Genomic DNA, 25636 nt, shown 5'->3' with positions numbered 1-25636 from the left:
TATATTTTATTTAACTATATTTTAAATAAATAAAATATTCTTAACATGAAAACTCAAATTTATACTATACTTGATTAAGTTGTATTTATTTAATAAATTGATTAATCTTTAGCTATATAACTTACTGTTTGGTTAACGAAGTATTAAGACATTAATTGATTAGAAATATATTGGTTTCCATTTTTAACACATTTTAATAATACCGAATATGGATTTATTAAGGTATTAATTATGAATAAACAAACACCAAAGGCTAAACCATTAGGTCGTTGTCCGTTTTGTTATAAAAAAATCCGAGCAACAATTTTAGTTAAAAATAAATTTAGAAGAGATATGTGTAAATGTCCAAATTGTGGAAAAATCATTTATGTTTGCAGAAACTTTGTATGTAAAAATTATGCAGCGGGAGGGAAATATTATGATTTTGAGCTTTGTCCTAGGTGTGCAGCGTTTATTTTAATAATCCTTGAGGCAACCGGCTAGTTAAGTTGTCCCCGCATTTCTGATCAAGTACGCTGGTCGGTATCAGTTTCAAAGATCAGCATCCGGTAAGGCAAATGCTGCAATGTTGTTATATGTAAATTACCGGCATAAATCAGTTTAATTTTCACAATACCTAGCTGATTTTTTCTTTAGTATATAAAACCTACTAACTCACGGTACTTGTAACTTCTTTGCTCACCTGCTAGCTCCCTGTCAACGTGGCACCAGGTGCGGAATGCATCCGCTGTGCATTAACAATAGAAAATAAAAATTTCCCAGTCTCCAGACTGATAATGTGAATATCAAAATTTACTATAATAAAAGAGATATTATTACAACAAATATAATGAATTTAGAAATCAGAGTTAGTTGAAATATTAATTTTCAATAACAGTTTATTGGGCAATGTGTTCAATTATTACTGTATTCATTTTTATAATAATATTCGTTACATAAAAAATTATTCTCTATAAGGCTATATTAAAAATACTAATAAAATATCTATTCAAGAAAAATTTATATGATTTTATATTAACATTAGATATTTTCGAGATAGCTAGTATTGAAGCTATTTTTTTATTTTTCTTAAGTATGATGGCATATAAATATACTGTAGAATTATTTTATTTAGGTCTATATAACTCAGAAGATGTACAAAAAACAGCGCTTTTTACGCGCTGTTTTTATTAATTAACTGTTATTTTTTTATTATTTGCCGTACCAGAATTGCCATAAATGAGATAAAGAGAAGTAAACCTAATAGTTCTCCAATTTTATCCCAGCCCTGCAAATTCAAAGCCAGCGGAGATTCGCCGCCACCCAGAGCAATAGACGCAACAATTACCATAGCCATTACTACACCTACGATACTTTCACCGACTATTAATCCGGCAGCCAGTAATGTACCACGACGATCTGTGGCTTTAACCTCTTTCTCCTGAATAGCTGGATTAGTATGGCGCTTTTTGATATAACGCAAACATAAATAGGATAATACTGTTCCGATAAAGATTGGCATATTGACGGAAGCCGGCAGATAAATACCCATACCCACTGCCAGCGGAGGTACACTCCAGCCCGGACGAAGATATTTGACCACCACATCAAGCATAATCAGGAATACACCCAGAAATACGCCTGCTCTGATGTATGCCCATTCCAGATTGTGAGAAAAAATCCCTTTGGCAATAGTGGTCATCAGAGTTGCCTGCGGTGCTGACAGTGCCTGAGCAGCATCCATTCCGGCACGTGGTAAGGCTCCGGTAAAACCATAAGCGTTATACAACAGTTCAAGTACTGGTGAGATTACTATCGCACCAACAATGCTGCCAATAATTAGTGCTACCTGCTGGCGCCACGGGGTAGCCTGAACCAGATGGCCGGTTTTCAAATCCTGCAGATTATCATTAGAAATAGTGGAAATGGCCATAACCACAGAAGCAGTAAATAATGCTAAAGCTGTCATAAACTGATTACCGCCAGCTTGTGCGAAAATACCGCTAGACTGACCAATCACCATGAATACCAGCGATATAATGATGATTGAAACAATACCGATACTGGATATCGGGCTGGAAGAAGAACCAATCAGACCAGCCATATAGCCACTGGCTGCAGCCACAAGAAAACCTATAATGAAGGCCATGATGGTGGCACACGCAACCAAAGCACAGGCCAGTCCGAAAGATATCGGCGCAGTGGCAATAAAGCTGTAAAAGGTAGCAACCAGAATGATCAGAGTAGCCACTACAATCAGCATCATGGTTTTAGGCGATAAATCCTGATTTACCCGCTCCTGTGTCTTGCTGGTTTGTGAATCCGATCCAAAGGCCTGAAAAGAAAGTTTCATGCCTTCAAGCATAGGTTTGAAAAGGGTAATTAATGTCCAGATTGCAGCAACAGCGATGGCTCCGGCGCCAATATAGCGGACTTTGGTTACCCAAAGTTTAATTGCAAAATCCATCATTGAAACATTTTCAGGCATTGCAGTGGTACTGGTGAAATATGGTACGGCTATTCCCCATGAAAAAAACATGCCTAGCAGTACAGCAATACCACCGGTAATACCTACCAGCCAACCGGCACCCAACAAAGCCAGTGAAAAGCCCATGGGCACCTGAAATACGGCTCCGCCTACTTTAAACCAGTAACTGGCACTTTCACTGATTACGCGTAAGCCGCCAGCCAGAAAACTGAAAATACCGGATAAAATACCACCGGTAACAATCTGTTTAACTCCGCTTTGCGGTGAATCTTCATCATTTTCCTGTGGTTGATTGTGGTCACCAGCCTTGAGTATTTCAGCAGCGGCTAAACCTTCCGGATAAGGTAAATCACTATTAACAACCAGTACATGGCGTAAAGGAATGGTGAAAATAACACCAAGAATACCGCCGGCAACGCATATCAAGGTTGTCTGCCAGAATGGAAAACCCTGCCAGTAACCAATCATTAACAAACCGGGCAGAACAAAGATAATTGAAGACAAGGTACCGGCCGCCGATGCCTGTGTTTGTACCATATTGTTTTCAAGAATATTTGAACCATTAAAGCATTTGAGTACAGCCATAGAGATTACGGCAGCAGGTATGGATGAAGCGAATGTCAGGCCAACTTTCAGCCCCAGATATACATTAGATGCAGTAAATATTACTGTGATTAATGCACCTAAGATCATGCCGCGAACGGTAAGTTCGCGATACTGATCGACCGCCGATGAGGTGGTTGAGGGGTGTTGCATGTAATAACTCCATAAAAATGCGACTTGGAATAATAGCAATAATACTAAAATTTCTGGATATTTATTTATCCTTTCACGACCGCAATTTTGGACAAAAAGTTGCATTGTACAAACTCATTTGTAATTTTTCTTTATGTTTAAAGAATTTAATGTAAATTAAGTTTTTTATTTTTATTCTTAGTTTAAATAAGATTAATTTTACTTAATTTCCGGATTCTGATTTCAGTACTTATTTTCTTTTTAACTGTTGGTTGTCAAGCCTATTGGCGATGTCTATACTGAATTTTTTTTCTGGCTGTATATTTGTTATGCTTCCTGTTCTGGTTTTACAACATTCGGATTTACATCTGTGTGATTTATCCCATTTAAACGCAATTATGCCGTCAAATCCGGAATATACATTTGATAATTCTGTGCTGCGGCTGCCGGTTAGTGTTGATTTCGAATTATCTGAATCAGCACAGACTCAGCTGATTGAGCAAAAAATTGATTTTGCTATTTTGCCTGATCAGAGTTTTGCAGACTTAGGATTAATTGTTAGTGATATGGATTCCACTTTGATTACCATTGAATGTGTGGATGAAATTGCTGCCGGAGTGGGATTACAGGCACAGGTTGCGGCCATCACCGAACGCTCAATGCGCGGTGAAATTGATTTTGAGCAATCGTTACGGGCGCGTGTAGCTTTATTGAAGGGTTTACCGGTTGAAGAATTAAAACAGGTTTATGAACATGTACTGAAACTTTCTCCGGGTGCAGAATGGCTGTTGCAGCAGTGTCAGAAACATGCAGTAAAATTCATACTGGTTTCCGGTGGGTTTACTTATTTTACTCAACGGCTGCAGCAACAATACGGGCTTGATTATACTTTTGCTAATCAGCTGGTGATACAAGATAATGTTCTGAACGGAGAGCTGGCAGGCAGAATTATTGATGCTCAGGCTAAAGCTGATTTACTGGTTCAATTCAGAGAAAAACTTGGACTAAACTCAATGCAGGTACTGGCAATGGGTGACGGTGCTAATGATATTCCGATGTTACAGGCAGCCGGTTTTGGAGTTGCCTACCACGCCAAACCGAAAACACAGGCTGCAACGTCTATTAATGTACGCTTTGGCGGTCTGGATGCCGTGCGTAAGTGGTTTCGCTGATTGATAACTGCAGACAGCCGGCAGAACAGTGATAAAACCAGATACAAATTGAATTATAATTTAATAATAATCATTTAGTTAGTTTGCAGATGCTTTCAGGAACACATTTATGTATCCAATAACTGAACCATATCAGTCCGGATTATTGCAGGTTTCTGCAATTCATCAGATTTACTGGGAAGAAAGCGGCAATCCGGCCGGTAAACCAGTTATTTTTTTACATGGCGGGCCGGGAGCCGGAGCCTCGCCTGCATGCCGCAGTTTCTTCAATCCGGAAAAATACCGCATTATTATTATTGACCAGCGTGGATGCGGTCGTTCCCTGCCCTATGCCTGTATTGACGACAATACTACATGGGATCTGGTTGAAGATTTAGAAAAAGTTCGCAGGATGCTGCACATTGAACGCTGGCAGGTATTTGGTGGTTCATGGGGGAGCTCACTGGCACTTGCTTATGCTAAAACTTATCCGCAAAGAGTCAGTGAGCTGATACTGCGCGGTATTTTTCTGTGCCGGCCACATGAAATTACTTGGGTTTATCAGCAAGGCGCAAATCATATTTTTCCAGAAGCATGGGAGAATTATCTCGCACCAATTGCTGAAGATAAACGGCATAATTTAGTAAATGCCTATCATGAGTTGTTATGCCATCCTTATACGGATGAAACAACTCAGCTCAATGCAGCTAAAGCATGGGCCCAATGGGAAAGTAGTATTGTACATTTAGAGCATAATCAGGCTGGTATAGACGAATATAATGATCCGCAGCGTGCCTTGGCAATTGCAAGGATTGAAAATCATTATTTTGTCCATCGCTGCTGGCTGGCAAGCGAATTTGCCTTACTGGAAAATATTCAGATACTGGCTGATACTCCGATTGTCATTGTTCAGGGGCGCTATGATATGTGCACACCGATTGAAAGCGCATGGGAATTGCAGCAGGCTTTACCGCATGCCAGACTGGTAGTCACTATGGCTGGTCATTCTGGCTTTGAACCGGCAAATCAGGCTGCTCTGGTGGCTGCTACCGATGCTTTTGCCAGTTTATAACATTTACTCCGGACATTTCTTGCAGGTCTGAATATATTCAGACCTGTTTTATTATCAGAAATATTATTTTTTAATCAGCATAAATATTTCGAATATTAATTTCTTCCCATACAAAGTATCAATATCTTTTGAAGTTAAGCTATTAGCTCAGCTTCATTAACAACTTCAGTACTTTTACGGCTTGCATTATTTTTTCATTTTACTATCCGTGAGCTTGATTCTGGCCTGTTCTCAGAAAAACCGATAATTCCGAATTTCTTAATTATTCTGTGCTTATCGTATACAAACGCTCTGATTTGATGAATGTTATTAATAATCTGGAAATATCATGCGCAAAAATTAAAACAATTTACCCGGTTCCGCTGCCAGACAGCTGGAAACAGTCTGTATTTCCAGGGTTTTAACCAGTATTAATTTTAGAATTTTATGTATTTGTGATGGAATTAATTCTGACATAATTACTTGATTTATCCATGAATAAAGTTGACTAAAATTGTCGGGTATTAGATAATTCATACATTGTCAATCTGTTTCGAGTTTTGTCATGCGTTTAACCACCAAAGGGCGTTTTGCCGTCATTGCCATGCTGGATTTAGCTATGCATGCGCAATCTGGTGCAGTAAACCTGACTGCAATAAGTGAACGCCAGCGCATTTCCCTGTCTTATCTTGAGCAGCTATTCGGAAAATTACGCCGTGCCGGGCTGGTAGAAAGTATTCGCGGGCCGGGGGGCGGCTATGTACTGAGTCATGATGCTGCTCAGATTAATATTGCAGATATTATCTCTGCAGCGGAAGACACTCTGGATGCTACCGTTTGCGGCGGTCATGCTGATTGTCAGGATGGTTCACCCTGTCTGACACATGACTTATGGGCAAATCTGAATAAAACCATAGACAGCTATCTGCGCGGCATTACTTTGCAATGCATTCTGAATCAGCGAACTTACCATAACAACAGTAATGAAAAAAAAAGCAACCCGGAGCAGCCAGTTACCTTAATTAATCTGCATTAATACTCCGGCGCAGCCATAGATATTTAAAGAGAACACGACAATGACCGTAAAACTTCCTATCTACCTTGATTATTCAGCTACAACACCGGTTGATCCGCGTGTGGCTGAAAAAATGATTCCTTACCTGACGGAATTTTTTGGTAATCCGGCATCCAATAGCCATAGCTTTGGCTGGCAGGCAGAAGAAGCCGTAGAAAATGCTCGCAATGAAATTGCTGCATTGATTGGTGCGGATTCTAAAGAAATTATCTTCACTTCAGGAGCCACTGAGTCTGACAATCTGGCATTGAAAGGTGCGGCACAGTTTTATGCCAGTAAAGGTAAGCATCTGATTACGGTCAAAACTGAACATAAAGCTATTCTGGATACCATGCGAGAGCTGGAAAGAGAAGGCTTTGAAGTTACCTATCTGGGTGTACAGGAAAATGGTTTGATTGATATGGCTGAGCTGGAAGCTGCTATCCGTCCTGATACAACCTTAGTCAGTGTGATGTGGGTAAATAATGAAATCGGCGTGATTCAGGATATTGCAGCTATTGGTGCACTTTGTGCTGAAAAAGGAGTCATTTTTCACGTCGATGCTGCTCAGGCTACCGGTAAAGTTCATATTGATGTAAAAGCCAATCAGATTGGTTTGCTGAGTATGTCTGCACACAAAACCTACGGCCCTAAAGGAATTGGTGCTTTGTATGTACGCCGCAAACCCCGTGTCCGCCTGAATGCACAGATGCATGGCGGCGGGCATGAGCGTGGTTTCCGTTCCGGCACACTGGCTACTCATCAGATTGTCGGCATGGGTGAGGCATTCCGTCTGGCTCGTCTGGAAATGGATAAAGACAATGCTCATGCTAAAGCACTACGTGACCGTTTTCTCAATGCAATTAAAAGTGTTGAAGAAGTATATATCAATGGTGATTTACAACATCGCGTTTATCAGAATCTGAATATTAGCTTTAATTTTGTTGAGGGTGAAAGTCTGATAATGGCTGTTAAAGATATCGCTGTTTCCAGCGGATCTGCCTGCACTTCCGCAAGTCTGGAGCCAAGCTATGTACTGCGCGCACTGGGTCGCAATGATGAGCTGGCGCACAGTTCTCTGCGTATTACATTCGGACGTTTTACTACCGAAGCCGAGATTGATTATGCTGCTGAACTGATTAAATCCAAAATCGGTAAATTACGCGAATTGTCTCCATTATGGGAAATGCATCAGGAAGGTATTGATTTGAGTAGTGTCGAATGGGCAGCACATTAATCAGCTCAGACTGAAACGATATATTCTGCCCTGCTATATCGCAGGGCTGCACACCAAAAACAGGTTATTTGCTGCGAATATAAAAGCAATTGTAGTTATTCTGGCATCAGAAGAATTGTAAAAGGAACTTATTATGGCCTACAGTGACAAAGTCATTGATCATTATGAAAATCCGCGCAATGTCGGCTCTTTTGAAAAGGGTGACCAGAGCGTAGGTACCGGTATGGTAGGCGCACCAGCCTGCGGCGATGTAATGAAATTACAAATCAAAGTAAGTGATAACGGTATTATTGAAGATGCCAAATTCAAAACTTATGGCTGCGGTTCTGCTATTGCTTCTTCAAGTCTGATTACAGAATGGGTTAAAGGTAAGAGTCTTGATGAGGCTTTGGCTATTAAAAACAGTGCCATTGCTGAAGAACTAGCATTACCACCAGTAAAAATACATTGTTCTATTCTGGCAGAAGATGCTATTAAGGCTGCTGTAGCTGATTATCGAAAAAAACATAACGAGTAATATGATGATTTTTGGCAGTACCGCAAATAACAACGAACCCACTACTGAAAATAATGACAATCAATCGGTTAATGCAGTACGCCTAAACGATATCAGAATGTGTACCAGTCAATTTTGCCTGGAATGCGGTGAATCAATATCATCTGAACATCAGCTTGAGTTTCCTGGTACACGTTTTTGTATTAACTGTGAAGAAAATATTGCCATTAAGCGCTCATTTCTTTCATCTTACAAACGTCGTTTTAATCATAATTGTAAAAAACCTGAAGGTACTGCATAGTAAATTCAGGACAAATTTCCAACAGGTGAGAATATGATTTCTCTGACTGAAAAAGCCGCTAAGCATATTAGCAATTATCTGACCAAACGTGGTAAAGGCGAAGGTATTCGTCTCGGGGTTAAAAACAGTGGCTGTTCGGGTATGGCGTATACTCTTGAATTTGTTGATAACATCCAGCCGGAAGATCTATTGTTTGAACAACATGGTGTCAAAGTATTTGTTGATCCTAAAAGCCATGTTTATCTGGATGGTACTGAACTGGATTTTGTTAAAGAGGGATTACAAGAAGGTTTTAAATTTGCCAATCCCAATGCCAAAGATGAATGCGGTTGTGGTGAAAGCTTTCATGTTTAAATAAATAACCCTGTTGCCGGAATGTCGCAATTCTGCCGGTTGATAAGCAAAATACAGCATTACACCAAATTTTGCGAAAAGCCTGTTTTTCATGTCCGGTATCTTTAGCTTTGACCCAATTTTCACCATAAAGGTGAGCCACATGAACCAATACTTTGCTCTTTTTCAATTACCCGAACAGTTCAATATTGATGATAAGCAACTGGAGCAGAATTATCGCCTGCTGGCAGCACAGTGCCATCCGGATAAATTTGCTGCCAGAAGTGCTTTTGAACAAAAGCAGGCCATGATGATGGCTGCTACCGTTAACGAAGCTTATCGTATTCTGAGCAATCCGCTTGACCGGGCTGCATATTTATTGAAACAACAGGGAATAGATGCGGATGCACCTGAGCATACGCACTTTCCGGCTGAGTTTTTAATGCAGCAGATGCAATGGCGTGAAACACTCGAAGACGCCCGTACAGAAGCTGACTGGACAACACTGAAAGAACTTGCAGCAACTATTGAGCTCGAACAAACCGGCTTATACCAGCAACTGGATGCGGCCTTTATTCAGAATCAGCCGGAAAAAGCAGCAGAATTGGTACGCCTGGGGCGTTTTTTACACAAATTACAAAGTGAAATTCAAGCTGCGCTTCCCTGACATCATCAGAATCAATGTATCAGAGATATGCTTTGATAAAAAATCGAAGTATTAAGTAATATTTAAGAAATCAGGACTAAATTCAGATTATGGCTTTATTGCAAATTGCCGAACCCGGCCTTTCCGCTGTACCGCATGAACATCGTCGTGCTGTAGGCATTGATTTAGGCACAACTAATAGCTTAGTTGCAACCGTACGCAGTGGTTATGCCGAATGTCTCGCAGACGAACAGGGAAGGATTACCCTGCCCTCTGTTGTCCGCTACCAGCAGGATAGCGTACCGGAAGTAGGCACAGATGCATTAAAAGCACAGCGTATCGATCCGGCCAACACCATCAGTTCAGCTAAACGTCTGATTGGCCGTACTCTTGAAGATATCAATAATCAGTCTGAAACCCGTTATCTGCCCTATCATTTTACTAATGATGAACGCATTATCAGCATTCACACCCGTGCAGGAAATAAAACCCCGATAGATGTCTCTGCAGATATTCTCCGTGTTTTGAAAACCCGTGCAGAAAACACACTCGGTGGTGAACTTGCCGGCGCAGTGATTACCGTACCGGCCTATTTTGACGATGCACAGCGCCAGGCAACCAAAGATGCCGCCCGTCTGGCCGGTCTGCATGTTTTACGCTTACTGAATGAACCCACCGCGGCAGCAATTGCTTATGGTCTGGACAATGCCGCTGAAGGAACATTTATCGTTTATGATCTTGGCGGAGGAACATTTGATGTTTCAGTTCTAACCTTAAGCCGCGGTCTGTTTGAAGTAAAAGCAACAAACGGTAACAGTGCTCTGGGTGGTGACGATTTCGACCAGCGTTTGTTTTGCTGGTTGCTGGAACAGAATAAATTATCACAGTTAAATGCTCAGGATAGCGCATTATTACAATCACTTTCACGTGCAGCCAAAGAAGCTCTGACAAGTGAAACATCAACCACCATTGCCGCCACTCTTTCTAACGGACAAAAAATTCTCACTGATATCAGCCGTGACACTTTTCATCAGCTAACTCAGCCTCTGGTAGCCAAAACACTGGAGCCGGTTAAACAGGCAATGCGCGATGCCGGCATCAGTAAAAGTGAGATAAAAGGGGTAATTATGGTAGGCGGAGCTACGCGCATGTTGCATGTACAGCAGGCTGTAGCCACTTTCTTTGGTCAGACTCCGCTGAATAATCTTAATCCGGATGAAGTCGTAGCATTGGGAGCTGCAATGCAGGCCAATGTACTGGCAGGCAATAAAAATGATGATGAATGGCTGTTACTGGATGTAACCCCGTTATCACTCGGGCTGGAAACTTATGGCGGACTGGTTGAAAAGGTTATCCCGCGCAACAGTACCTTACCTACAGCACGCGCTCAGGATTTTACAACCTTTAAAGACGGGCAAACAGCCATGATGATCCATGTTGTACAGGGTGAGCGTGAATTAGTCGCAGACTGCCGCAGTCTGGCACAATTCACACTCCGCGGTATCCCGCCGATGGCCGCCGGAGCAGCACGCATACGGGTAACATTTCAGGTTGATGCTGATGGTCTGCTTTCTGTTTCTGCTCGCGAACAAACTACAGGAGTACAGGCTCATATTGAAGTAAAACCTTCGTACGGACTTGACGATACCGTTATTACCCAAATGCTGAAAGACAGTTTTACTCATGCACAAACCGATGCCAGACAACGTGCCCGTACAGAAGCCACAGTAGAAGCAGAAAGCATTATTGTAGCGGTCACCAATGCACTGTCTATGGACGCAGACTTACTTAGCAATGATGAACAACAGGCTATTCAAACTGCATTGGAACACACCCGACAACAAATCCGGCAAGGAGATGCTCAGGATATTCGTGATGCCATTCATGCATTGAATCACGCAACTGATGAATTTGCTGCCAAACGCATGAACCGCAATATCCAACGTGCTTTACAAGGTAAAAACGTCAGAGAAATCTGATATTTCAAATGCAGACAAATTGAACTGTCTGCCGATACAATGGAGATAACATCATGTTAAAGCTATATTACATACCAAATACCTGTGCATTTATACCGCATGTGGCACTAGAATGGAGCGGACTTGAATATACCGCTGAAGAGGTAGGCCGCGACACAATCAAATCGCCGGAATATCTGGCACTGAACCCTCAGGGGCAAGTACCATTACTGACTGACGGCAACTGGGCACTGCGTCAGAATGTGGCAATCATTGATTACATCAATGATCTTGCACCGGATAAAGGTATTTATGGTGTTACAGCACAACACGATCCCAAAGCACGCGCCCTTGCCCGTCAATGGCTGGCCTTTGCCAATTCTGATTTACACATGAGCTTTAAACCTTATTTCTATGCAGCACGCATGGTAGATGATGAAAAAGCACAGGAGAATCTGAAGGCCTATGCTAGTGCTACTCTGAAAAATTTATTTTCCTTCGTTGATAATATTCTTGCTCAGCAGGATTACCTGACTGGCGATAATATCACTATTGCAGATGTTTACATTTTTATAGAAGCACATTGGACAAAAAGATGTAACATTGATCTGAGCGCATATCATAATCTGAGTAAATTCTATCAGCGCGTAAGTGCTGATGCCGGTGTATCCACCGTGCTAAAAGTACAAGGTATAATTTAATAACATTTTCGGCGTGAATGGTTTTATTTTAAAACCGGACACGCCTGCTTTATTTAGAAACACGGAATTACCATGCCCAAAATTACTGTACTGCCCCATCCTCAACTCTGTCCTGAAGGTAAAGTTTTAAGTGACATTCCCACAGGAACCAGTATTTGTGATGCATTACTTGAGCATGATATTGAAATTGAACACGCCTGCGAAAAATCCTGCGCCTGTACAACCTGTCACGTTCTTATCCGCAAAGGATATGATAGCCTGCCTGAACCGACTGAACAGGAAGAAGATTTACTTGATCAGGCATGGGGGCTGGAAGCCGATTCACGCCTGAGCTGTCAGGCACGTCTGGCTGATAGTGATGTTACCATCGAAATTCCCAGATATACCATCAATCATGCACGAGAAGAGCATTAATCATATTTGATGACAATACTCTCCAAACCGATTGAATTAATAATATTTTTTAATTATCTAATTAAGTGCAGGCTTAAACCATGAAATGGACTGATATACACCGAATCGCCGAAGAACTGGCCGACCGCTACGAAGACATCAACCCTACCAGTATCCGCTTTACCCAACTGCGTGATCTGATACTGGCTTTACCAGAATTTGATGACAATCCGGAGCACTGCAGCGAGCGCATACTCGAAGCGGTTCAGCAGGCATGGATTGATGAAATTGCCTGAATTTAGTCATCTAAACTTATCAGAATATCCGTACAAATAATGATGTTACAGATGATGTCCGGCTTATAACTGAAACAAACCGGTTGCCAACTTCTATAGGCAACCGGTTTGTTTAATATATAAATTAAATCACTAAATCTTATCAGCTTTTCTGCGTCTCAAACGCCAGCTGCAAAATTGCCAGCAACGATTAAATACATGCCGGTAAACAAAAACCGCACATAATAAGCAACCACCGGCAGAACCGGCACAAATCAGAAACATAGTAAATAGCTGAAACCTGATTGCCTGATCAGGAGATGCACCGGCCAGAATCTGCCCGGTAATCATACCCGGCAAGCTTACCAACCCCACTACACTCAATTGATTAATTGTTGGTAACATCCCTGCTACTACCGCTGCACGCGCAGTATCCCGATAAGCCTCCCAGCCTGTAGCGCCCATAGACAGCATTACTTCTACACGAGCCTGTTGCTGACGTAAATCCTGTGTTAAACGGTCCAGACACAATGCTACAGCTGTCAGACAATTACCCAATACCATCCCCAGAAGGGGAATCACATACTGCGGTGAATACCATGGGCGGATATGCAGTACCGCATATAATCCCACAGCAGCACTTAACCACGAAGCCAGCCATACAGATGATAAAGCATCACGGGTCAAGCCCCGATATACATAACTGCCCCGCGAACGCGCAGAAAAGCCGGCAATCACAGTCATAACAACAATAATCAGCAGTACCCAGTACCATTGATTAGAGGCAAATATCCATTTTAATAACAAACCTACAATGGACAGCTGCACAATAGCCCGAACTGCTGAAATCAGAATACGTTTTGTCAATCCAAGCTTCAGCCATAATGAAACACCGGCACTCACCAGAATCAGCAATGAAGCCAGAGCCAGTTCTGCAACACTAATATAATTAGTTCCCTGCATTATTGCCTCCCGCCCGTGGTGATTTTCTGGTGTGAGTAATCCGTCCGGCATCCAGATACCAGATTTCATCACCTACCTGATTAATCTGCTGCTCACTATGTGAAATCCAAATATAGGCAGCCTGAGGATTATCTTTCTGCCATTGACCGACCAGCTTTTGTACAGCCTGTGCCGAATCTTCATCCAGAGAAGCCGTTGGCTCATCCAGCAGCAAAACCGGCGGATTTAATTGCAATATACGCAACAAACACACCAGCTGAGCCTCTCCTCCGGATAAATCCGTTGCATCCCGTTCCAGGAAATTACCATCTTTACCCAGACTCTCTAACACACGCTGTACATTATCCGGCTGAAATTTTTTATGCTGATAATGATGCAAAGTAAAAGGTAAAAACAGATTATCACGCACTGTACCCGGAATCAGCACCGCCTGCTGACGTACATAAGCGATCTGGCTGCGATGCTGTGCAATACAATGTGCATTCAGACGAACCGGCTGATTATGACAATACAGCGTGCCCGAAGCTGGTAAATCCAGCAGAGAAATCGTACGTAAAAAAACCGATTTTCCTGCCCCGGATGCACCGCTGATTGCCACACGCGCACCAGCCCAGAGCTGAAAATCGATATCCTGTAATAACATCCTGCCATCATCATGGGCACGCTGACACACACCCTCACCGGATAAAATCGGCGTACTCATGATGAGCCACGCAGTTCTTTCGGTAGAACAAACATAATATTTTCCTCCACACCAGCACCTTCGGTAACTGTCGGGTATCCCCAGGAAACAATAGTTTGTACAACATCATTCACCAGTACCTCAGGAGCTGAAGCACCGGCTGTAATACCAATCTGATGCTTACCACTGAACCACTGTGTTTGCAGACAGCCGGCATTGTCAACCATATAAGCATCAACACCTAGTAATGCTGCCACTTCACGCAAACGATTACTGTTCGAACTATTAGGAGATCCCACCACAATCACCACATCACAGGTAGCAGCCAGTTTTTTCACTGCATCCTGACGATTGGTGGTTGCATAACAAATATCCTCTTTATGCGGACTTTTAATGTGAGGAAAACGCTGTTTTAAAGCGGCAATAATACCGCTGGTTTCATCAACCGAAAGCGTTGTCTGGCTCACATGCGCCAGCTTTTCTTCATTGCGGACCTGTAAACCTGCCACATCAGCAACTGTTTCCACCAGCAACATCACACCCGGCGGCAATTGCCCCATCGTTCCTTCAACTTCCGGATGGCCTTTATGACCAATCATAATAATCTGATAACCCTGTTCATCCAGCCGAGATACCTGTCGGTGAACCTTAGTTACCAGAGGACACGTAGCATCAAAAATACGAAAGCCGCGTGCAACTGCTTCCTGCTGTACAGCCTGAGAGACACCATGAGCAGAATAAATCAGCGTCGCATCAGGAGGCACATCATCCAGATTTTCGATAAATACCGCACCCTTATTGCGCAGATTATCAACCACAAACTTATTGTGTACTACTTCATGCCGTACATAAATCGGAGCACCATACTCTTCCAGTGCCCGTTCTACAATACTGATAGCACGGTCTACACCAGCACAGAATCCACGCGGATTGGCCAGTAAAATCTTTTTGTCACTCATTAAACATCCCGTTACCTGGCTGAATTCATCACAGACAAATCAATCAGACCGCCTTTTTCTTCTGATGGAAAATACTTTCCAGCACCAGCAACACCGCACCGACACAAATCAGGCTATCAGCAACATTAAATGCCGGATAAAACCAATTATGGTAGTAGAACAATAGAAAATCAACCACATGCCCGTGCACCAGCCGGTCTGTTACATTACCTGCGGCCCCTCCTATAATCATGGCTGCAGCAACTTTACCCAGCTTTGCGAATTCGTCACGGATAATTGCACGCAACAGATAAACACAAATCACCAGAGCCAGTCCCATAAAAAAGAATTTTTGCCAGCCTCCGGCATCTGCAAGAAAACTGAACGCCGCGCCGGGGTTATATGTCAGTGTAAGATCAAAAAAACCCGGTATTACCGTAATTCTTTCTAGATATTGAATATGGCATAAAACCAGATACTTCGTTAACTGATCAGCTATCAGCCCAGCAATAATAATTGCACCATATAAAAACAATTTTTTACTCAGCATAACCTTCCCTAAAAACCAAACAGGCGTAACCGGCCAAACCAATTACGCCTGAATCATTCAAATCATGCCAAAATAACCGGCAATATTAAAATCATTAACCCGCATCAAGCATATAACCGCTGTTCACCGGTACCGTCGATATTAAGTGCACAACGACCGCAGATTGTCGGGTGTTTCGGGTCAGAACCCACATCATTTGTATAATGCCAGCAACGTTCACACTTAGTACCCTGATCAACAGTGACCGTAGCCGACAGCTCATCACCCTGATCAACAGTAACCTTGGCAACCATCAGCACGAAGCGTAACTCATCACCAATTGCCGTAACAAAAGGCAGAATATCCGCCGGTACTCGAATAGCCACATCGGCCTGTAATGACGAACCAACATTCTTATCAGCACGCAAAGGCTCAATCGCCGCATTAACAGTATCTCTTACTGCACGGATTGCCTGCCACTTCTGCGCCAGACCGGCTAATTCCGCCTCAGCCATAGACGGGAACACATGTGCAGTATGATACAGCACACTATCCTCATCATTACCTGTTAAAACAGCCCAGGCTTCTTCAGCCGTAAAGCACAGAATCGGACTCAGCAGCAACACCAGATTACGCGTAATATGATAAAGCGCAGTCTGTGCACTCCGACGACCATGGCTGCCTGCCTGCATTGTATACAGACGGTCTTTCAGAATATCCAGATAGAAAGCACCCATATCTTCCGAACAGAAATGCACAATATCCTGTACCGCAAAATGGAATGCATAACGGGTAAAGTGATCATTGGCTACGCGCTCCTGTAACTGCTGAGCCAATACCAGAGCATAGCGGTCCAGCTCAAGCATATCTGAAATCGCTACTGCATCCGTTTCCGGATTAAAATCACTCAGATTGGCCAGCAAAAAGCGCAGCGTATTGCGCAAACGACGGTAGCTTTCAGAAACCCGTTTCAGAATTTCATCAGAAATAGCCAGTTCACCGGAGTAATCCGTAGAAGCCACCCACAGGCGCAGAATATCAGCACCCAGACTGTCATTGACCTTTTGTGGTGCAACCACATTCCCAACAGATTTGGACATCTTCTGTCCATTACCATCCACCACAAAACCATGTGTCAGCAACTGTTTATAAGGAGCACTGCCAACTGTTGCACAAGCTGTCAGCAATGAAGACTGAAACCAGCCGCGATGCTGATCCGAACCTTCCAGATACAAATCAGCCGGCCATGCCAGTTCAGGGCGCTGACGCAATACTGCATAATGCGTACTGCCCGAATCAAACCAGACATCCAGCGTATCCGGCAGCTTTTCATATTCATCTGCATCAGCCCCTAACAGCTCATGCTTATCCAATGCAAACCAGGCTTCAATTCCGTGCTGCTCAATCCGCTTAGCTACCTCTTCCAGTAACTCAGCCGAACGCGGATGCAACTGACCGGTTTCCTTATGCGCAAAAAACGCCATCGGAGTACCCCAGTAACGCTGGCGGGAAACCACCCAGTCCGGACGCCCTTCAATCATTGCCTCCAGACGCGCACGTCCCCATGCAGGGAAAAATTCAGTAACATCAACAGCATTCATAGCCTTATTGCGCAATGTTTTACCATCGGTACCTTCCTTATCCATACCGATAAACCACTGACCGGTTGCCCGGTAAATCAATGGTGTTTTATGGCGCCAGCAATGTGCATAACTATGGGTAATTTTGCCATTAGAGAGTAACTTACCTTCTTCCGCAACCCAGTCGATTACCACAGGGTTACCTTCCCAGACTGTCATACCAGCTAACCGTGGCACATCACTAATATAGCGCCCCTCAGCATTTACCGGGTTATACAACTTAATTCCATAGCGCAAACAGGCAAAATAATCATCCAGACCATGTGCCGGAGCAGTATGTACCATACCAGTACCGGCCTCGGTAGTAACATGGTCACCCAGTAATACTAGAATATCCCTATCTAGAAACGGATGATTTAAATGCAGATTTTCCAGTTGCCGGCCAGCTGTTTCAGCCAGTACCGCCGTATCATCCGCACCAAAACCAAACCGGGCTAAAGCCGCCTCAGCCAGCTCTTTAGCCAGCACCAGCTTACCTTTAGGCGTATCAATTAACTGATAAACCACTTCAGGCCCGACACAAATTGCCTGACTGGCTGGCAAAGTCCACGGAGTTGTTGTCCAGATAACACCATATACCTCACCCGGCAGCTCATTCAATCCGAAAGCTTTCGCCACAGCAGCATTATCTTTAAACTGATAAGCCACATCAATCGCATAAGAAACCTTATCCTTATACTCTACCTCTGCTTCTGCCAGCGAAGAGCCGCAATCCAGACAGAACTGTACCGGCTTCTCACCACGATACAAATAACCGCCTTGCTGAATTCGTCCCAGCGTACGTACAATATCTGCCTCGGTTTGATAATCCATAGTCAGATATGGATGTTCCCAGTCACCCAGTACACCCAGACGCATAAAATCTTTTTTCTGCCGGTCAATCTGTTCCCGTGCATATTCCCGGCATAACTCGCGGAATTTTGCAGCCGGAATATTCTTGCCGTGCTTTTTCTCCACCATCAGCTCAATCGGCAAACCGTGACAGTCCCAGCCCGGAACATATGGTGCATCAAAACCAGCCAGCGTCTTACTCCGGATAATAATATCCTTCAATACCTTATTTACCGCATGGCCGATATGAATATCACCATTTGCATATGGAGGACCATCATGCAGAATAAACTTAGGTCTTCCCGCTGCCAGTTTACGCAGTTTCTGATAACGCTTCTGTTCATACCAAGATTTCAGCCAGCCGCCTTCACGCTTGGCCAGATTACCGCGCATTGGAAACGGCGTATCCAATAAATTTACTGTTTTACTATAGTCAGTCATGACTTTCTCTTTAAAATATATTTAACTTTTAATATTCAGAATAAATTCAGTTCAATAAATTTTACGGCCACCCGAACATAATCCTGCTGTTCAGGCAGCCTGCCATATTCGGGCAGCTTCCATATCAGCAAAAATCTGCGTCTGTAACGCAGCCAGCGACTCAAACTTCAGCTCATCGCGCAGCTTATGCAAAAAATGCACCTGTAAACGCTGTCCGTATAAATCATCTTCACAATCAAAAATATGCACTTCAAGCTTTTGTAAACTGCCCGAAGACACAGTCGGGTTTTTACCAAAACTGGCTACCCCGCGCTTACGCCCGAAAGCTCCGGATACATCGACCACAAATACCCCGTTCAGAGCATAGTGCAAAGCCGGTAAATGCACATTAGCAGTAGGACAACCCAGTTCACGCCCCAGTTTGGCCCCATGCTTCACACGACCGCTCAGCGTATACTCGTGTCCCAGCAACAACTGTGCATAAGCCAGATTACCCGAAGCCAGTGCCATCCGCACCGCAGTACTGGATGCGCGCACATCTTCAACCACAATTGAAGGCGTGTGCTCAGTAACAAACTCATTCTGCGCCTGCAATAAAGTAAAATCACCGCTGCGCCGTGTACCGAAGCGGAAATCATCACCTACCAGCAAATAGCGCGTGTGCAAATGCCTGACCAGCATCTGACTGATAAAATCCATCGGTTGCATAGCTGCAAACTGCTGATTAAACCGCACAACATAAACCGCATCAACACAGCCGCTTGCAGCAAGCAGATCCAGTTTATCGCGCAGCGGAGTCAGACGAAACGGCAAAGTTTTCCCAGCCTGCTGCGCAAAAAATTCCTGTGGTTGCGGCTCAAACATCATCACCACCGAACTAAGCCCGCGCTGTCCGGCTTCCTGACGCAAACGCATCAAAATATGCCGGTGCCCGCAATGAACCCCGTCAAAATTACCGATAGTCACCGCAGTACCATCCGGCCAATCCGGCTGCTGCCCGCTCCCCAACCAAACTCGCATACAATTCTTGAATAAATCAAATAATAAAACGTATTATTGTAAACATTTCAGCCAGCCTTAGCCAGCGCAATTGCTCAGGATTTTCCAGCCGTTTCAACCATCAAATCCACTTTATTCTCAAGAACAAACAAATTTTAATACAGTTATCCCCCTATTTCTTGCTAAAATAGCCGCCACCCTGACGCTAAGGCTATCAATAGCCAGCAACACCTCAGAAAATTTATTAGGTAACACAATGGCCTTTCGTTTTGACATCATCTACGAATACCGTGAAATGTTTTATTACGGTGCGCTTACAACACTCGGCGTCACCCTGATTTCCACATTTATGGGCACACTTCTCGGTCTGATTTTTGCCCTTGCACGCATTATCCGCATTGAAAAAGGCGGGCTGCCCATGCGTGCATTCGTATGGTCATTGCGCCAGATTTCCCTGCTCTATGTAACCATTTTCCGCGGCACACCCCTGTTTGTACAGATTTTCATCTGGTATTTTGTCTGGTTTCCACTGCTCATCAACCCTGCTGACGGCCTGATTATCAGCGGCGATCTGGCTGTCGAACTGCGCCGCAGCTACGGTGCACTGATTGCCGGCGTACTTGCACTTTCAGTTAATTCAGGAGCCTACATTACCGAGATTTTCCGTGCAGGCATCCAGTCAATAGACCGCGGGCAATTCGAAGCCTCCCGCTCTCTTGGTCTGAGTTATACACAGGCCATGCGCTATGTCATTCTGCCACAGGCTATCCGCCGTATGCTGCCGCCGATTGGCAACGAATTTATTACCTTACTTAAAGACAGCTCACTTTTATCCGCCATCGCCGTAGTCGAACTGGCTTTTGCAGCCCGCGCAGCAGCCGGACGTTATCTTAACTACGAGACACCGCTATACACCATTGCCATAATCTATCTGATAATGACCATCGCCTTAAGCTGGTTCTTCTCATGGCTGGAGAAAAAATACAATAAAGGTTATCAGCACTGAGCTTAGACAGAAATCAACAACATGAGAACAGGACGGTTAAAAATCAACCGTCCTGTTTCATTTTATAAAATAGCAGAATTCAACCTCATAACACCAATGTACAAACTGATTTATAGCTTTACTGACACCAGAGTCAAATCAATTACATTTATTACATATGGTTTTCCGACCCAATCAATATTATTGCAAACCAGCTATTTCAAATTGCAAATCCAACACTGAAAAAATCTATTTGAATCAGCTATCAAATATTAATCATCATAAATAACACCAGTCAGTTATCGATTAGTATCAATGATGAAACTCATCAGGAGACAGATATCAAAAATATCTTAATTGATACAGCTTTATTTACATTTTAAAAATTTGTACTATAGATTTAAACAAAATCCAGAATAAAAAAATCAGATAAATCAGCAGAAAAATACAAATTTAATTTAAAAATAACATAAAAAAACAGAACTATTAAAATAAACAAAATATATAATAAAAACTAGTAACTTGACACAAATTAAACAAATTGATTAACTATTAACTTATATATTTATCTTATCAACAGAAAAAGAGAAAAACATGAAAGCTGTCAGATTACATGCACAACACGATATCCGCATAGATGAAATCGAAAAACCAAAACCCAAAGCCGGTGAAATACTGATTAAAATCGGCGCAGCCGGCGTGTGCCACTCAGATATACACCTGATCGAAAGTGGTATCCCTGCAGGTGCTCCTGCATTTACCCTGGGACATGAAAATGCCGGATGGGTTGAAGAACTGGGCGAAGGAGTAACCGATTTTAAAGTAGGCGATGCAGTCATGGTATACGGACCATGGGGCTGCGGACATTGCCAGCCTTGTCAGCAATCTATGGAAAACTACTGTGAGCATCAATCGGAATCTCCGATCCTCGGCGGTGGACTGGGTACCAATGGCGGCATGGCTGAATACATGATTGTTCCATCCAGCCGTTTACTCGTACCTTTGCATGACCTGCACCCGGAAGAAGTAGCCCCTCTTTCTGATGCAGCCTTAACTCCCTATCATGCAATTAAACGTTCTGCCGGCAAAATAACACCGTCTGCTTTTGTTCTCGTAATCGGCATAGGTGGTTTAGGACATATGGCTGTACAAATCCTGAAACAGCTATATTCAGCCACCATTATTGCCGGTGATATTAATGATGAAAAACTGGAACTGGCCAAAAAATATGGTGCGGATTATGTAATACGTACCGACCGCGATACCGATAGCATTGTCGAAGAAATTACCCGTATTACCGGTGTGAAGAAATGTGCCGTCGTACTTGATTTTGTTGGTAATAAGCCAACTCTGACTTTGGGCGCACAAACAGTCGGATTAAACGGCGACTGGACAGTAGTTGGTCTGGGTGGCGGCAAACTCGACTGGCACTGCATGAATCAGCCATGGGGAGCATCGCTTTGTACACCCTATTGGGGTTCACGGGTTGAACTGATGGAAGTACTGGACATGAAAAGAAAAGGTATTATAAATATCGAATACACCACCTACCCCCTTTCACAGGCTCTGGAAGTATACGATAAATTGATTAAAGGGCAGATTAATGGCCGTGCAGTACTGATACCTTAATCTTTCCTAATAGAATCAGGCTGAGCAATATGTATAACCACAGCCTGATTCTATAAAATCCACGTGCTCGGGAGCGATAAACAATTAATTACTATCATCAATAAAAAACCATCCGGTGGCTGTTGTATCAACGCAGACCAAGCTTAAAAATAAAATTTGTTTCGCAATAACTCATTCTCATTAACAATTTTACTGACTTCATATATTTTTTACTGCATCACTACCATCAATACTTTTAGTTATCCTCCTAGTAAAAAAATTAATCCTCTGAATTTTCAAAAATTTTCCGGTATAACTAACTATTCTTCAACCAATCTTATGTTTTTAACATATACTATTTCTCGTTTTTAATATACATTCACTATATTAAAATCAGCCAACACAACACCAATGAACTAATACTTAACTTAATAAACTATGGTTTCAAATTAATACAATATAGAACATATGAATACAAAATTAATGTCAGAGAAAATTATCAAAACCAGTAAATTCCTAAGTTATATTCTAAGACATAAGCCGGAAACAATAGATATCACCTTAGATCAGCAGGGATGGGTAAATATAGAATACTTAATCAAACAGGCAAACCTGCATGGAGAACAACTCACCAGAAATATTATCGAAGTGGTTGTTAAAACAAGTGATAAAAAACGATTTACCATATCTGAAGATGGCTTAAAAATTCGTGCAGCACAAGGACATTCAACTGATCAGGTTCATATCAGTCATAATGCGCAAAAACCGCCAGAGTTTTTATATCATGGTACAGCCACAAGATTTATGGATTCAATCAAACAGCAAGGATTAATCGCAGGGAGCCGCCATTATGTACATCTGTCAGCAGATGTGAATACTGCGATAAAAGTCGGCACACGTCATGGCAGCCCTATTGTGCTGCAAATACACGCCTTAATAATGTATCAGGCAGGATATCAATTCTATCTGGCGGAAAATGGAGTATGGCTGGTTCAAACCGTACCAAAACAATATTTACAACCATATGAATGAGCAAATAAATTATAAATATTTAAAAACAATATTTTATTAAAAACGAAGAGTTTACAAAATTTGTCTTTTCAATAGAGTTAACTCCTCATCAGATAGTTTATTTACTAACTTATTACTATTGATAATCGACGAAATATACTGAATAACTTCTTTATAGTCATTATAAAATAAGATCGAGAAAAATGATGTAATAAAATCAGAATTAATTCTATTTAATTTTTCAATTAGATCTGCAATATAATCCATCAAATCTTGCTTACTAAATAAATGATTTAATAAAGTGTTCATATTATAAGGGTCAACGGAATTTCTGCATAGAATCTCCATTTTTTCCATTACTATATTTTTCAATTTATATTTTTGAGCACTATTAAAATCTCTCATCGATACAAAATAATAAGCAAAATTATCAAAAGTAACTTGGGATATTATTTTATCATCAGAAAACATATAAACTATAAATTTAAACATTTCTTCTGATGAAACATCCATATGATAATAGTGTCTTGATAAAATATATATAGCTCTTCTTAATTGTTTTTCTGGAAGATTATCTAAATATTGTTTTAAATCATATCCAAAATTATTACTTTTTTTGATTATCTCATCAATTTCAATTTCAATCTCTTCATCAAACGCACTCATTACTTTATTACTCCTCATAAATTAACAATTACTTTTTTGTGTAATCAACATTGTATTATACTTTATTATACAAAAAACATACTTTATTAAAAATAAAGAGTTTACAAAATTTGTCTTTTCAATAGAGTTAACTCCTTATCAGATAATTTATTTACTAACTTATTACTATTGATAATCGACGAAATATACTGAATAACTTCTTTATCGTCACTATCTAACAGAATAGAAAAAAATGATCTAATAAAAGCGGAATTAATTCTATCTAATTTTGCAATTATATCTGCAATATAATTCATTAAATCTTGCTTACTAAATAATTTATATATATTGGTATATCTATTTACCAAAATTCGATATCCATCGTTAATTTACTACCTAAATCAGCTATGAAATCTAACGTATTTTTTTTCAAATATATATCTGATCGCTGTTCATTCTTATATACATGACCATAAATTGTGAATACAAAATCTATATCATTCTCTTCTTTAAATGTTAATAATATATTTAGTTTGTTTTCAATTCTATCAATTATCTGACGTACTTGATGATCCAGATCATTTAGTGAATTTATACAATGCTGTAAACACCAGGTAGTTTCTATAGCCGGGCTATATTTGCAATTTTTCATACTTCCCCTGATAGTATATTTTGTAGGCGAAATTCCTAGTAATTTGGTTACACTATCTGGATTAAAATTAGGGCCGCATATGATAAATTCTATAGTCACTTCAGTTTGTAACATTTTACTCTCTTATAAATAGTACTTTATTTTCCAGATTAAATTTTATTTCTGTAAGAAACAGTTTTTAAAAATTTATGGAATCACCTTTTGCTGGTTTTCCTAGGCTATACTAATTTTTTCAATCTTCTTTTTAAATCAGTTTTTAAAAAGTAATGCTAGTTTTAAAGAATATATAATGACAATTATATTATTTAAAATTCAATTAAATAATATTTTCACTCTTCATATGTTCTTTTCTACTATCTATTATATAGTTTAGCTAAATCTAATGCAGCTTCATTATCATCTTTTTATTGCTTAACGTTAAAAGATTTTTTGAAGCTGCATATTACCATCATTTTATAGGATAAATTTTTGCCTACAGATATATGATTTCTTGACAAATATCTTTATCAATTACAAATACCTCTACTCTGAATCCTTCAGGATAATCTTTAAAACCTAAGACATTCTCCCGTTTCTTTTTTCCTCAATTGCTCTTTCCAAGGAAGAAAAAAAACCAATTACAAATTCTTGTATACCGCTCTGTTTTGTTTCCTTAGCATGGATTAAAAGATATACTTTTTTTTCCGTCATAATAACTCCCAGTCTAATTTTTTTGTTTTGTTTATATAGTGACAAATCCTTCACGCCACTCATCCACTGTAAATACCCCATTGTTAGCACACAAACTAAGTAGAAAATCATGCTATTTGTTTCATGTTTCTATATTCAATTGGTGTCATATTATTTAATGCTTCATGCGGTCTTTCTGTGTTATATATTTCTAACCATTCTTCCGTTATTTTTCTTGCTTGTTC

The 25636-nt window shown here is 41.3% G+C and carries 27 protein-coding genes; 16 read left to right on the top strand and 11 right to left on the bottom strand.

Annotated features, from left to right (window positions below; all coding sequences use genetic code 11):
- Nucleotides 1–231 precede the first annotated feature (231 nt).
- Nucleotides 232–483, top strand: a complete 252-nt coding sequence (locus GYX91_RS02640) for a hypothetical protein (RefSeq protein ID WP_174829885.1) — start codon at nucleotides 232–234, stop codon at nucleotides 481–483.
- Between the two features lie 697 nt (nucleotides 484–1180).
- Here GYX91_RS02640 and GYX91_RS02635 read toward each other — a convergent pair.
- Nucleotides 1181–3223 (bottom strand): OPT family oligopeptide transporter, encoded by a 2043-nt coding sequence (locus tag GYX91_RS02635; protein ID WP_174829884.1) that lies wholly within the window; start codon nucleotides 3221–3223, stop codon nucleotides 1181–1183.
- Nucleotides 3224–3531: 308 nt separating this feature from the next.
- Between GYX91_RS02635 and serB the strand changes: the two genes are divergently transcribed.
- From serB to iscX, 12 genes are all read left to right on the top strand, one after another.
- Complete coding sequence (gene serB / locus GYX91_RS02630; protein WP_174829883.1) at nucleotides 3532–4374, top strand: phosphoserine phosphatase SerB; 843 nt, start codon at nucleotides 3532–3534, stop codon at nucleotides 4372–4374.
- A 109-nt stretch (nucleotides 4375–4483) separates the two neighbouring features.
- Nucleotides 4484–5425, top strand: coding sequence for a prolyl aminopeptidase (gene pip / locus GYX91_RS02625; protein WP_174829882.1), 942 nt, complete (start codon nucleotides 4484–4486; stop codon nucleotides 5423–5425).
- A gap of 544 nt (nucleotides 5426–5969) precedes the next feature.
- Complete coding sequence (locus GYX91_RS02620) at nucleotides 5970–6440, top strand: Fe-S cluster assembly transcription factor (RefSeq protein WP_025330177.1); 471 nt, start codon at nucleotides 5970–5972, stop codon at nucleotides 6438–6440.
- Between the two features lie 40 nt (nucleotides 6441–6480).
- Nucleotides 6481–7695, top strand: coding sequence for an IscS subfamily cysteine desulfurase (locus tag GYX91_RS02615; protein WP_084584988.1), 1215 nt, complete (start codon nucleotides 6481–6483; stop codon nucleotides 7693–7695).
- A 133-nt stretch (nucleotides 7696–7828) separates the two neighbouring features.
- Nucleotides 7829–8212: a Fe-S cluster assembly scaffold IscU gene (gene iscU, locus GYX91_RS02610; RefSeq protein ID WP_025330175.1), complete on the top strand. Its 384-nt coding sequence runs from the start codon at nucleotides 7829–7831 to the stop codon at nucleotides 8210–8212.
- A 1-nt stretch (nucleotide 8213) separates the two neighbouring features.
- Nucleotides 8214–8492, top strand: a complete 279-nt coding sequence (locus GYX91_RS02605; protein ID WP_084549941.1) for a hypothetical protein — start codon at nucleotides 8214–8216, stop codon at nucleotides 8490–8492.
- Between the two features lie 33 nt (nucleotides 8493–8525).
- Nucleotides 8526–8846 carry an iron-sulfur cluster assembly protein IscA gene (gene iscA, locus GYX91_RS02600; RefSeq protein ID WP_025330173.1) on the top strand — a complete coding sequence of 107 codons (321 nt, stop codon included), beginning with the start codon at nucleotides 8526–8528 and terminating at the stop codon, nucleotides 8844–8846.
- Between the two features lie 142 nt (nucleotides 8847–8988).
- Nucleotides 8989–9492, top strand: coding sequence for a Fe-S protein assembly co-chaperone HscB (gene hscB, locus GYX91_RS02595; protein ID WP_174829881.1), 504 nt, complete (start codon nucleotides 8989–8991; stop codon nucleotides 9490–9492).
- An 89-nt stretch (nucleotides 9493–9581) separates the two neighbouring features.
- Nucleotides 9582–11450, top strand: coding sequence for a Fe-S protein assembly chaperone HscA (hscA, locus tag GYX91_RS02590; RefSeq protein ID WP_174829880.1), 1869 nt, complete (start codon nucleotides 9582–9584; stop codon nucleotides 11448–11450).
- Between the two features lie 53 nt (nucleotides 11451–11503).
- A complete protein-coding gene (locus tag GYX91_RS02585; protein ID WP_174829879.1) occupies nucleotides 11504–12130 on the top strand; it encodes a glutathione S-transferase family protein in 627 nt (208 codons plus the stop codon).
- A 72-nt stretch (nucleotides 12131–12202) separates the two neighbouring features.
- Nucleotides 12203–12544 carry an ISC system 2Fe-2S type ferredoxin gene (gene fdx / locus GYX91_RS02580; protein WP_174829878.1) on the top strand — a complete coding sequence of 114 codons (342 nt, stop codon included), beginning with the start codon at nucleotides 12203–12205 and terminating at the stop codon, nucleotides 12542–12544.
- Nucleotides 12545–12624: 80 nt separating this feature from the next.
- Nucleotides 12625–12819, top strand: a complete 195-nt coding sequence (iscX, locus tag GYX91_RS02575; protein ID WP_174829877.1) for a Fe-S cluster assembly protein IscX — start codon at nucleotides 12625–12627, stop codon at nucleotides 12817–12819.
- Nucleotides 12820–12951: 132 nt separating this feature from the next.
- Here iscX and fetB read toward each other — a convergent pair whose 3' ends face one another.
- The 6 genes from fetB to ribF all read right to left on the bottom strand — a co-directional run bounded on the left by fetB (nucleotide 12952) and on the right by ribF (nucleotide 19842).
- Entirely contained in the window at nucleotides 12952–13830 is an 879-nt protein-coding gene (gene fetB, locus GYX91_RS02570; protein ID WP_198209717.1) for an iron export ABC transporter permease subunit FetB, read from the bottom strand.
- Nucleotides 13748–14464 (bottom strand): ATP-binding cassette domain-containing protein, encoded by a 717-nt coding sequence (locus tag GYX91_RS02565; RefSeq protein WP_174829876.1) that lies wholly within the window; start codon nucleotides 14462–14464, stop codon nucleotides 13748–13750. Before GYX91_RS02565 ends, fetB begins: the two co-directional genes overlap by 83 nt.
- Nucleotides 14461–15402, bottom strand: a complete 942-nt coding sequence (ispH, locus tag GYX91_RS02560) for a 4-hydroxy-3-methylbut-2-enyl diphosphate reductase (RefSeq protein WP_174829875.1) — start codon at nucleotides 15400–15402, stop codon at nucleotides 14461–14463. The genes GYX91_RS02565 and ispH overlap by 4 nt, the downstream gene beginning before the upstream one ends.
- Nucleotides 15403–15445: 43 nt before the next feature.
- Entirely contained in the window at nucleotides 15446–15931 is a 486-nt protein-coding gene (lspA, locus tag GYX91_RS02555; protein ID WP_037475735.1) for a signal peptidase II, read from the bottom strand.
- A gap of 104 nt (nucleotides 15932–16035) precedes the next feature.
- Complete coding sequence (gene ileS, locus GYX91_RS02550; protein ID WP_174829874.1) at nucleotides 16036–18822, bottom strand: isoleucine--tRNA ligase; 2787 nt, start codon at nucleotides 18820–18822, stop codon at nucleotides 16036–16038.
- Between the two features lie 90 nt (nucleotides 18823–18912).
- Nucleotides 18913–19842, bottom strand: coding sequence for a bifunctional riboflavin kinase/FAD synthetase (ribF, locus tag GYX91_RS02545; RefSeq protein ID WP_025330162.1), 930 nt, complete (start codon nucleotides 19840–19842; stop codon nucleotides 18913–18915).
- A gap of 235 nt (nucleotides 19843–20077) precedes the next feature.
- On the opposite strand from ribF, the gene GYX91_RS02540 reads away from it, so the two are divergent.
- From GYX91_RS02540 to GYX91_RS02530, 3 genes are all read left to right on the top strand, one after another.
- On the top strand, nucleotides 20078–20827 hold the full coding sequence (locus GYX91_RS02540; RefSeq protein WP_025330161.1) for an amino acid ABC transporter permease: 750 nt from the start codon (nucleotides 20078–20080) through the stop codon (nucleotides 20825–20827).
- Between the two features lie 573 nt (nucleotides 20828–21400).
- The gene (locus tag GYX91_RS02535) at nucleotides 21401–22435 is read left to right on the top strand and encodes an NAD(P)-dependent alcohol dehydrogenase (RefSeq protein ID WP_084549961.1); all 1035 of its coding nucleotides are present in this window, start codon (nucleotides 21401–21403) and stop codon (nucleotides 22433–22435) included.
- A gap of 462 nt (nucleotides 22436–22897) precedes the next feature.
- A complete protein-coding gene (locus GYX91_RS02530) occupies nucleotides 22898–23446 on the top strand; it encodes an RNA 2'-phosphotransferase (RefSeq protein WP_084549969.1) in 549 nt (182 codons plus the stop codon).
- A gap of 51 nt (nucleotides 23447–23497) precedes the next feature.
- On the opposite strand, the gene GYX91_RS02525 is transcribed toward GYX91_RS02530, so the two are convergent.
- The 4 genes from GYX91_RS02525 to GYX91_RS02510 form a co-directional block, all read right to left on the bottom strand.
- Complete coding sequence (locus GYX91_RS02525; protein ID WP_025330158.1) at nucleotides 23498–24091, bottom strand: hypothetical protein; 594 nt, start codon at nucleotides 24089–24091, stop codon at nucleotides 23498–23500.
- Nucleotides 24092–24431: 340 nt separating this feature from the next.
- Nucleotides 24432–24836: a DUF4279 domain-containing protein gene (locus GYX91_RS02520; RefSeq protein ID WP_174829873.1), complete on the bottom strand. Its 405-nt coding sequence runs from the start codon at nucleotides 24834–24836 to the stop codon at nucleotides 24432–24434.
- Nucleotides 24837–25277: 441 nt separating this feature from the next.
- Nucleotides 25278–25475 (bottom strand): hypothetical protein, encoded by a 198-nt coding sequence (locus GYX91_RS02515; RefSeq protein ID WP_174829872.1) that lies wholly within the window; start codon nucleotides 25473–25475, stop codon nucleotides 25278–25280.
- Between the two features lie 44 nt (nucleotides 25476–25519).
- Nucleotides 25520–25636, bottom strand: a 117-nt coding sequence (locus tag GYX91_RS02510; protein ID WP_144340592.1) for an integrase core domain-containing protein, incomplete at its 5' end; no start/stop codon positions are given.

This window comes from Snodgrassella sp. ESL0304, assembly GCF_013344995.1.
Classification (GTDB): domain Bacteria; phylum Pseudomonadota; class Gammaproteobacteria; order Burkholderiales; family Neisseriaceae; genus Snodgrassella; species Snodgrassella alvi.
The sequence above is the reverse complement of the archived record's forward strand: the minus strand, read 5'-3'. Positions and strand labels throughout refer to the sequence as shown.

Bases quoted from the DNA above. Each gene is read 5' to 3' on its own strand.
- GYX91_RS02640 (WP_174829885.1), top strand. From the start codon at position 232: ATGAATAAACAAACACCAAAGGCTAAACCATTAGGTCGTTGTCCGTTT.
- GYX91_RS02635 (WP_174829884.1), bottom strand. From the start codon at position 3,223: ATGCAACACCCCTCAACCACCTCATCGGCGGTCGATCAGTATCGCGAA.
- serB (WP_174829883.1), top strand. From the start codon at position 3,532: ATGCTTCCTGTTCTGGTTTTACAACATTCGGATTTACATCTGTGTGAT.
- pip (WP_174829882.1), top strand. From the start codon at position 4,484: ATGTATCCAATAACTGAACCATATCAGTCCGGATTATTGCAGGTTTCT.
- GYX91_RS02620 (WP_025330177.1), top strand. From the start codon at position 5,970: ATGCGTTTAACCACCAAAGGGCGTTTTGCCGTCATTGCCATGCTGGAT.
- GYX91_RS02615 (WP_084584988.1), top strand. From the start codon at position 6,481: ATGACCGTAAAACTTCCTATCTACCTTGATTATTCAGCTACAACACCG.
- iscU (WP_025330175.1), top strand. From the start codon at position 7,829: ATGGCCTACAGTGACAAAGTCATTGATCATTATGAAAATCCGCGCAAT.
- GYX91_RS02605 (WP_084549941.1), top strand. From the start codon at position 8,214: ATGATGATTTTTGGCAGTACCGCAAATAACAACGAACCCACTACTGAA.
- iscA (WP_025330173.1), top strand. From the start codon at position 8,526: ATGATTTCTCTGACTGAAAAAGCCGCTAAGCATATTAGCAATTATCTG.
- hscB (WP_174829881.1), top strand. From the start codon at position 8,989: ATGAACCAATACTTTGCTCTTTTTCAATTACCCGAACAGTTCAATATT.
- hscA (WP_174829880.1), top strand. From the start codon at position 9,582: ATGGCTTTATTGCAAATTGCCGAACCCGGCCTTTCCGCTGTACCGCAT.
- GYX91_RS02585 (WP_174829879.1), top strand. From the start codon at position 11,504: ATGTTAAAGCTATATTACATACCAAATACCTGTGCATTTATACCGCAT.
- fdx (WP_174829878.1), top strand. From the start codon at position 12,203: ATGCCCAAAATTACTGTACTGCCCCATCCTCAACTCTGTCCTGAAGGT.
- iscX (WP_174829877.1), top strand. From the start codon at position 12,625: ATGAAATGGACTGATATACACCGAATCGCCGAAGAACTGGCCGACCGC.
- fetB (WP_198209717.1), bottom strand. From the start codon at position 13,830: ATGAAATCTGGTATCTGGATGCCGGACGGATTACTCACACCAGAAAAT.
- GYX91_RS02565 (WP_174829876.1), bottom strand. From the start codon at position 14,464: ATGAGTACGCCGATTTTATCCGGTGAGGGTGTGTGTCAGCGTGCCCAT.
- ispH (WP_174829875.1), bottom strand. From the start codon at position 15,402: ATGAGTGACAAAAAGATTTTACTGGCCAATCCGCGTGGATTCTGTGCT.
- lspA (WP_037475735.1), bottom strand. From the start codon at position 15,931: ATGCTGAGTAAAAAATTGTTTTTATATGGTGCAATTATTATTGCTGGG.
- ileS (WP_174829874.1), bottom strand. From the start codon at position 18,822: ATGACTGACTATAGTAAAACAGTAAATTTATTGGATACGCCGTTTCCA.
- ribF (WP_025330162.1), bottom strand. From the start codon at position 19,842: ATGCGAGTTTGGTTGGGGAGCGGGCAGCAGCCGGATTGGCCGGATGGT.
- GYX91_RS02540 (WP_025330161.1), top strand. From the start codon at position 20,078: ATGGCCTTTCGTTTTGACATCATCTACGAATACCGTGAAATGTTTTAT.
- GYX91_RS02535 (WP_084549961.1), top strand. From the start codon at position 21,401: ATGAAAGCTGTCAGATTACATGCACAACACGATATCCGCATAGATGAA.
- GYX91_RS02530 (WP_084549969.1), top strand. From the start codon at position 22,898: ATGTCAGAGAAAATTATCAAAACCAGTAAATTCCTAAGTTATATTCTA.
- GYX91_RS02525 (WP_025330158.1), bottom strand. From the start codon at position 24,091: ATGAGTGCGTTTGATGAAGAGATTGAAATTGAAATTGATGAGATAATC.
- GYX91_RS02520 (WP_174829873.1), bottom strand. From the start codon at position 24,836: ATGTTACAAACTGAAGTGACTATAGAATTTATCATATGCGGCCCTAAT.
- GYX91_RS02515 (WP_174829872.1), bottom strand. From the start codon at position 25,475: ATGAGTGGCGTGAAGGATTTGTCACTATATAAACAAAACAAAAAAATT.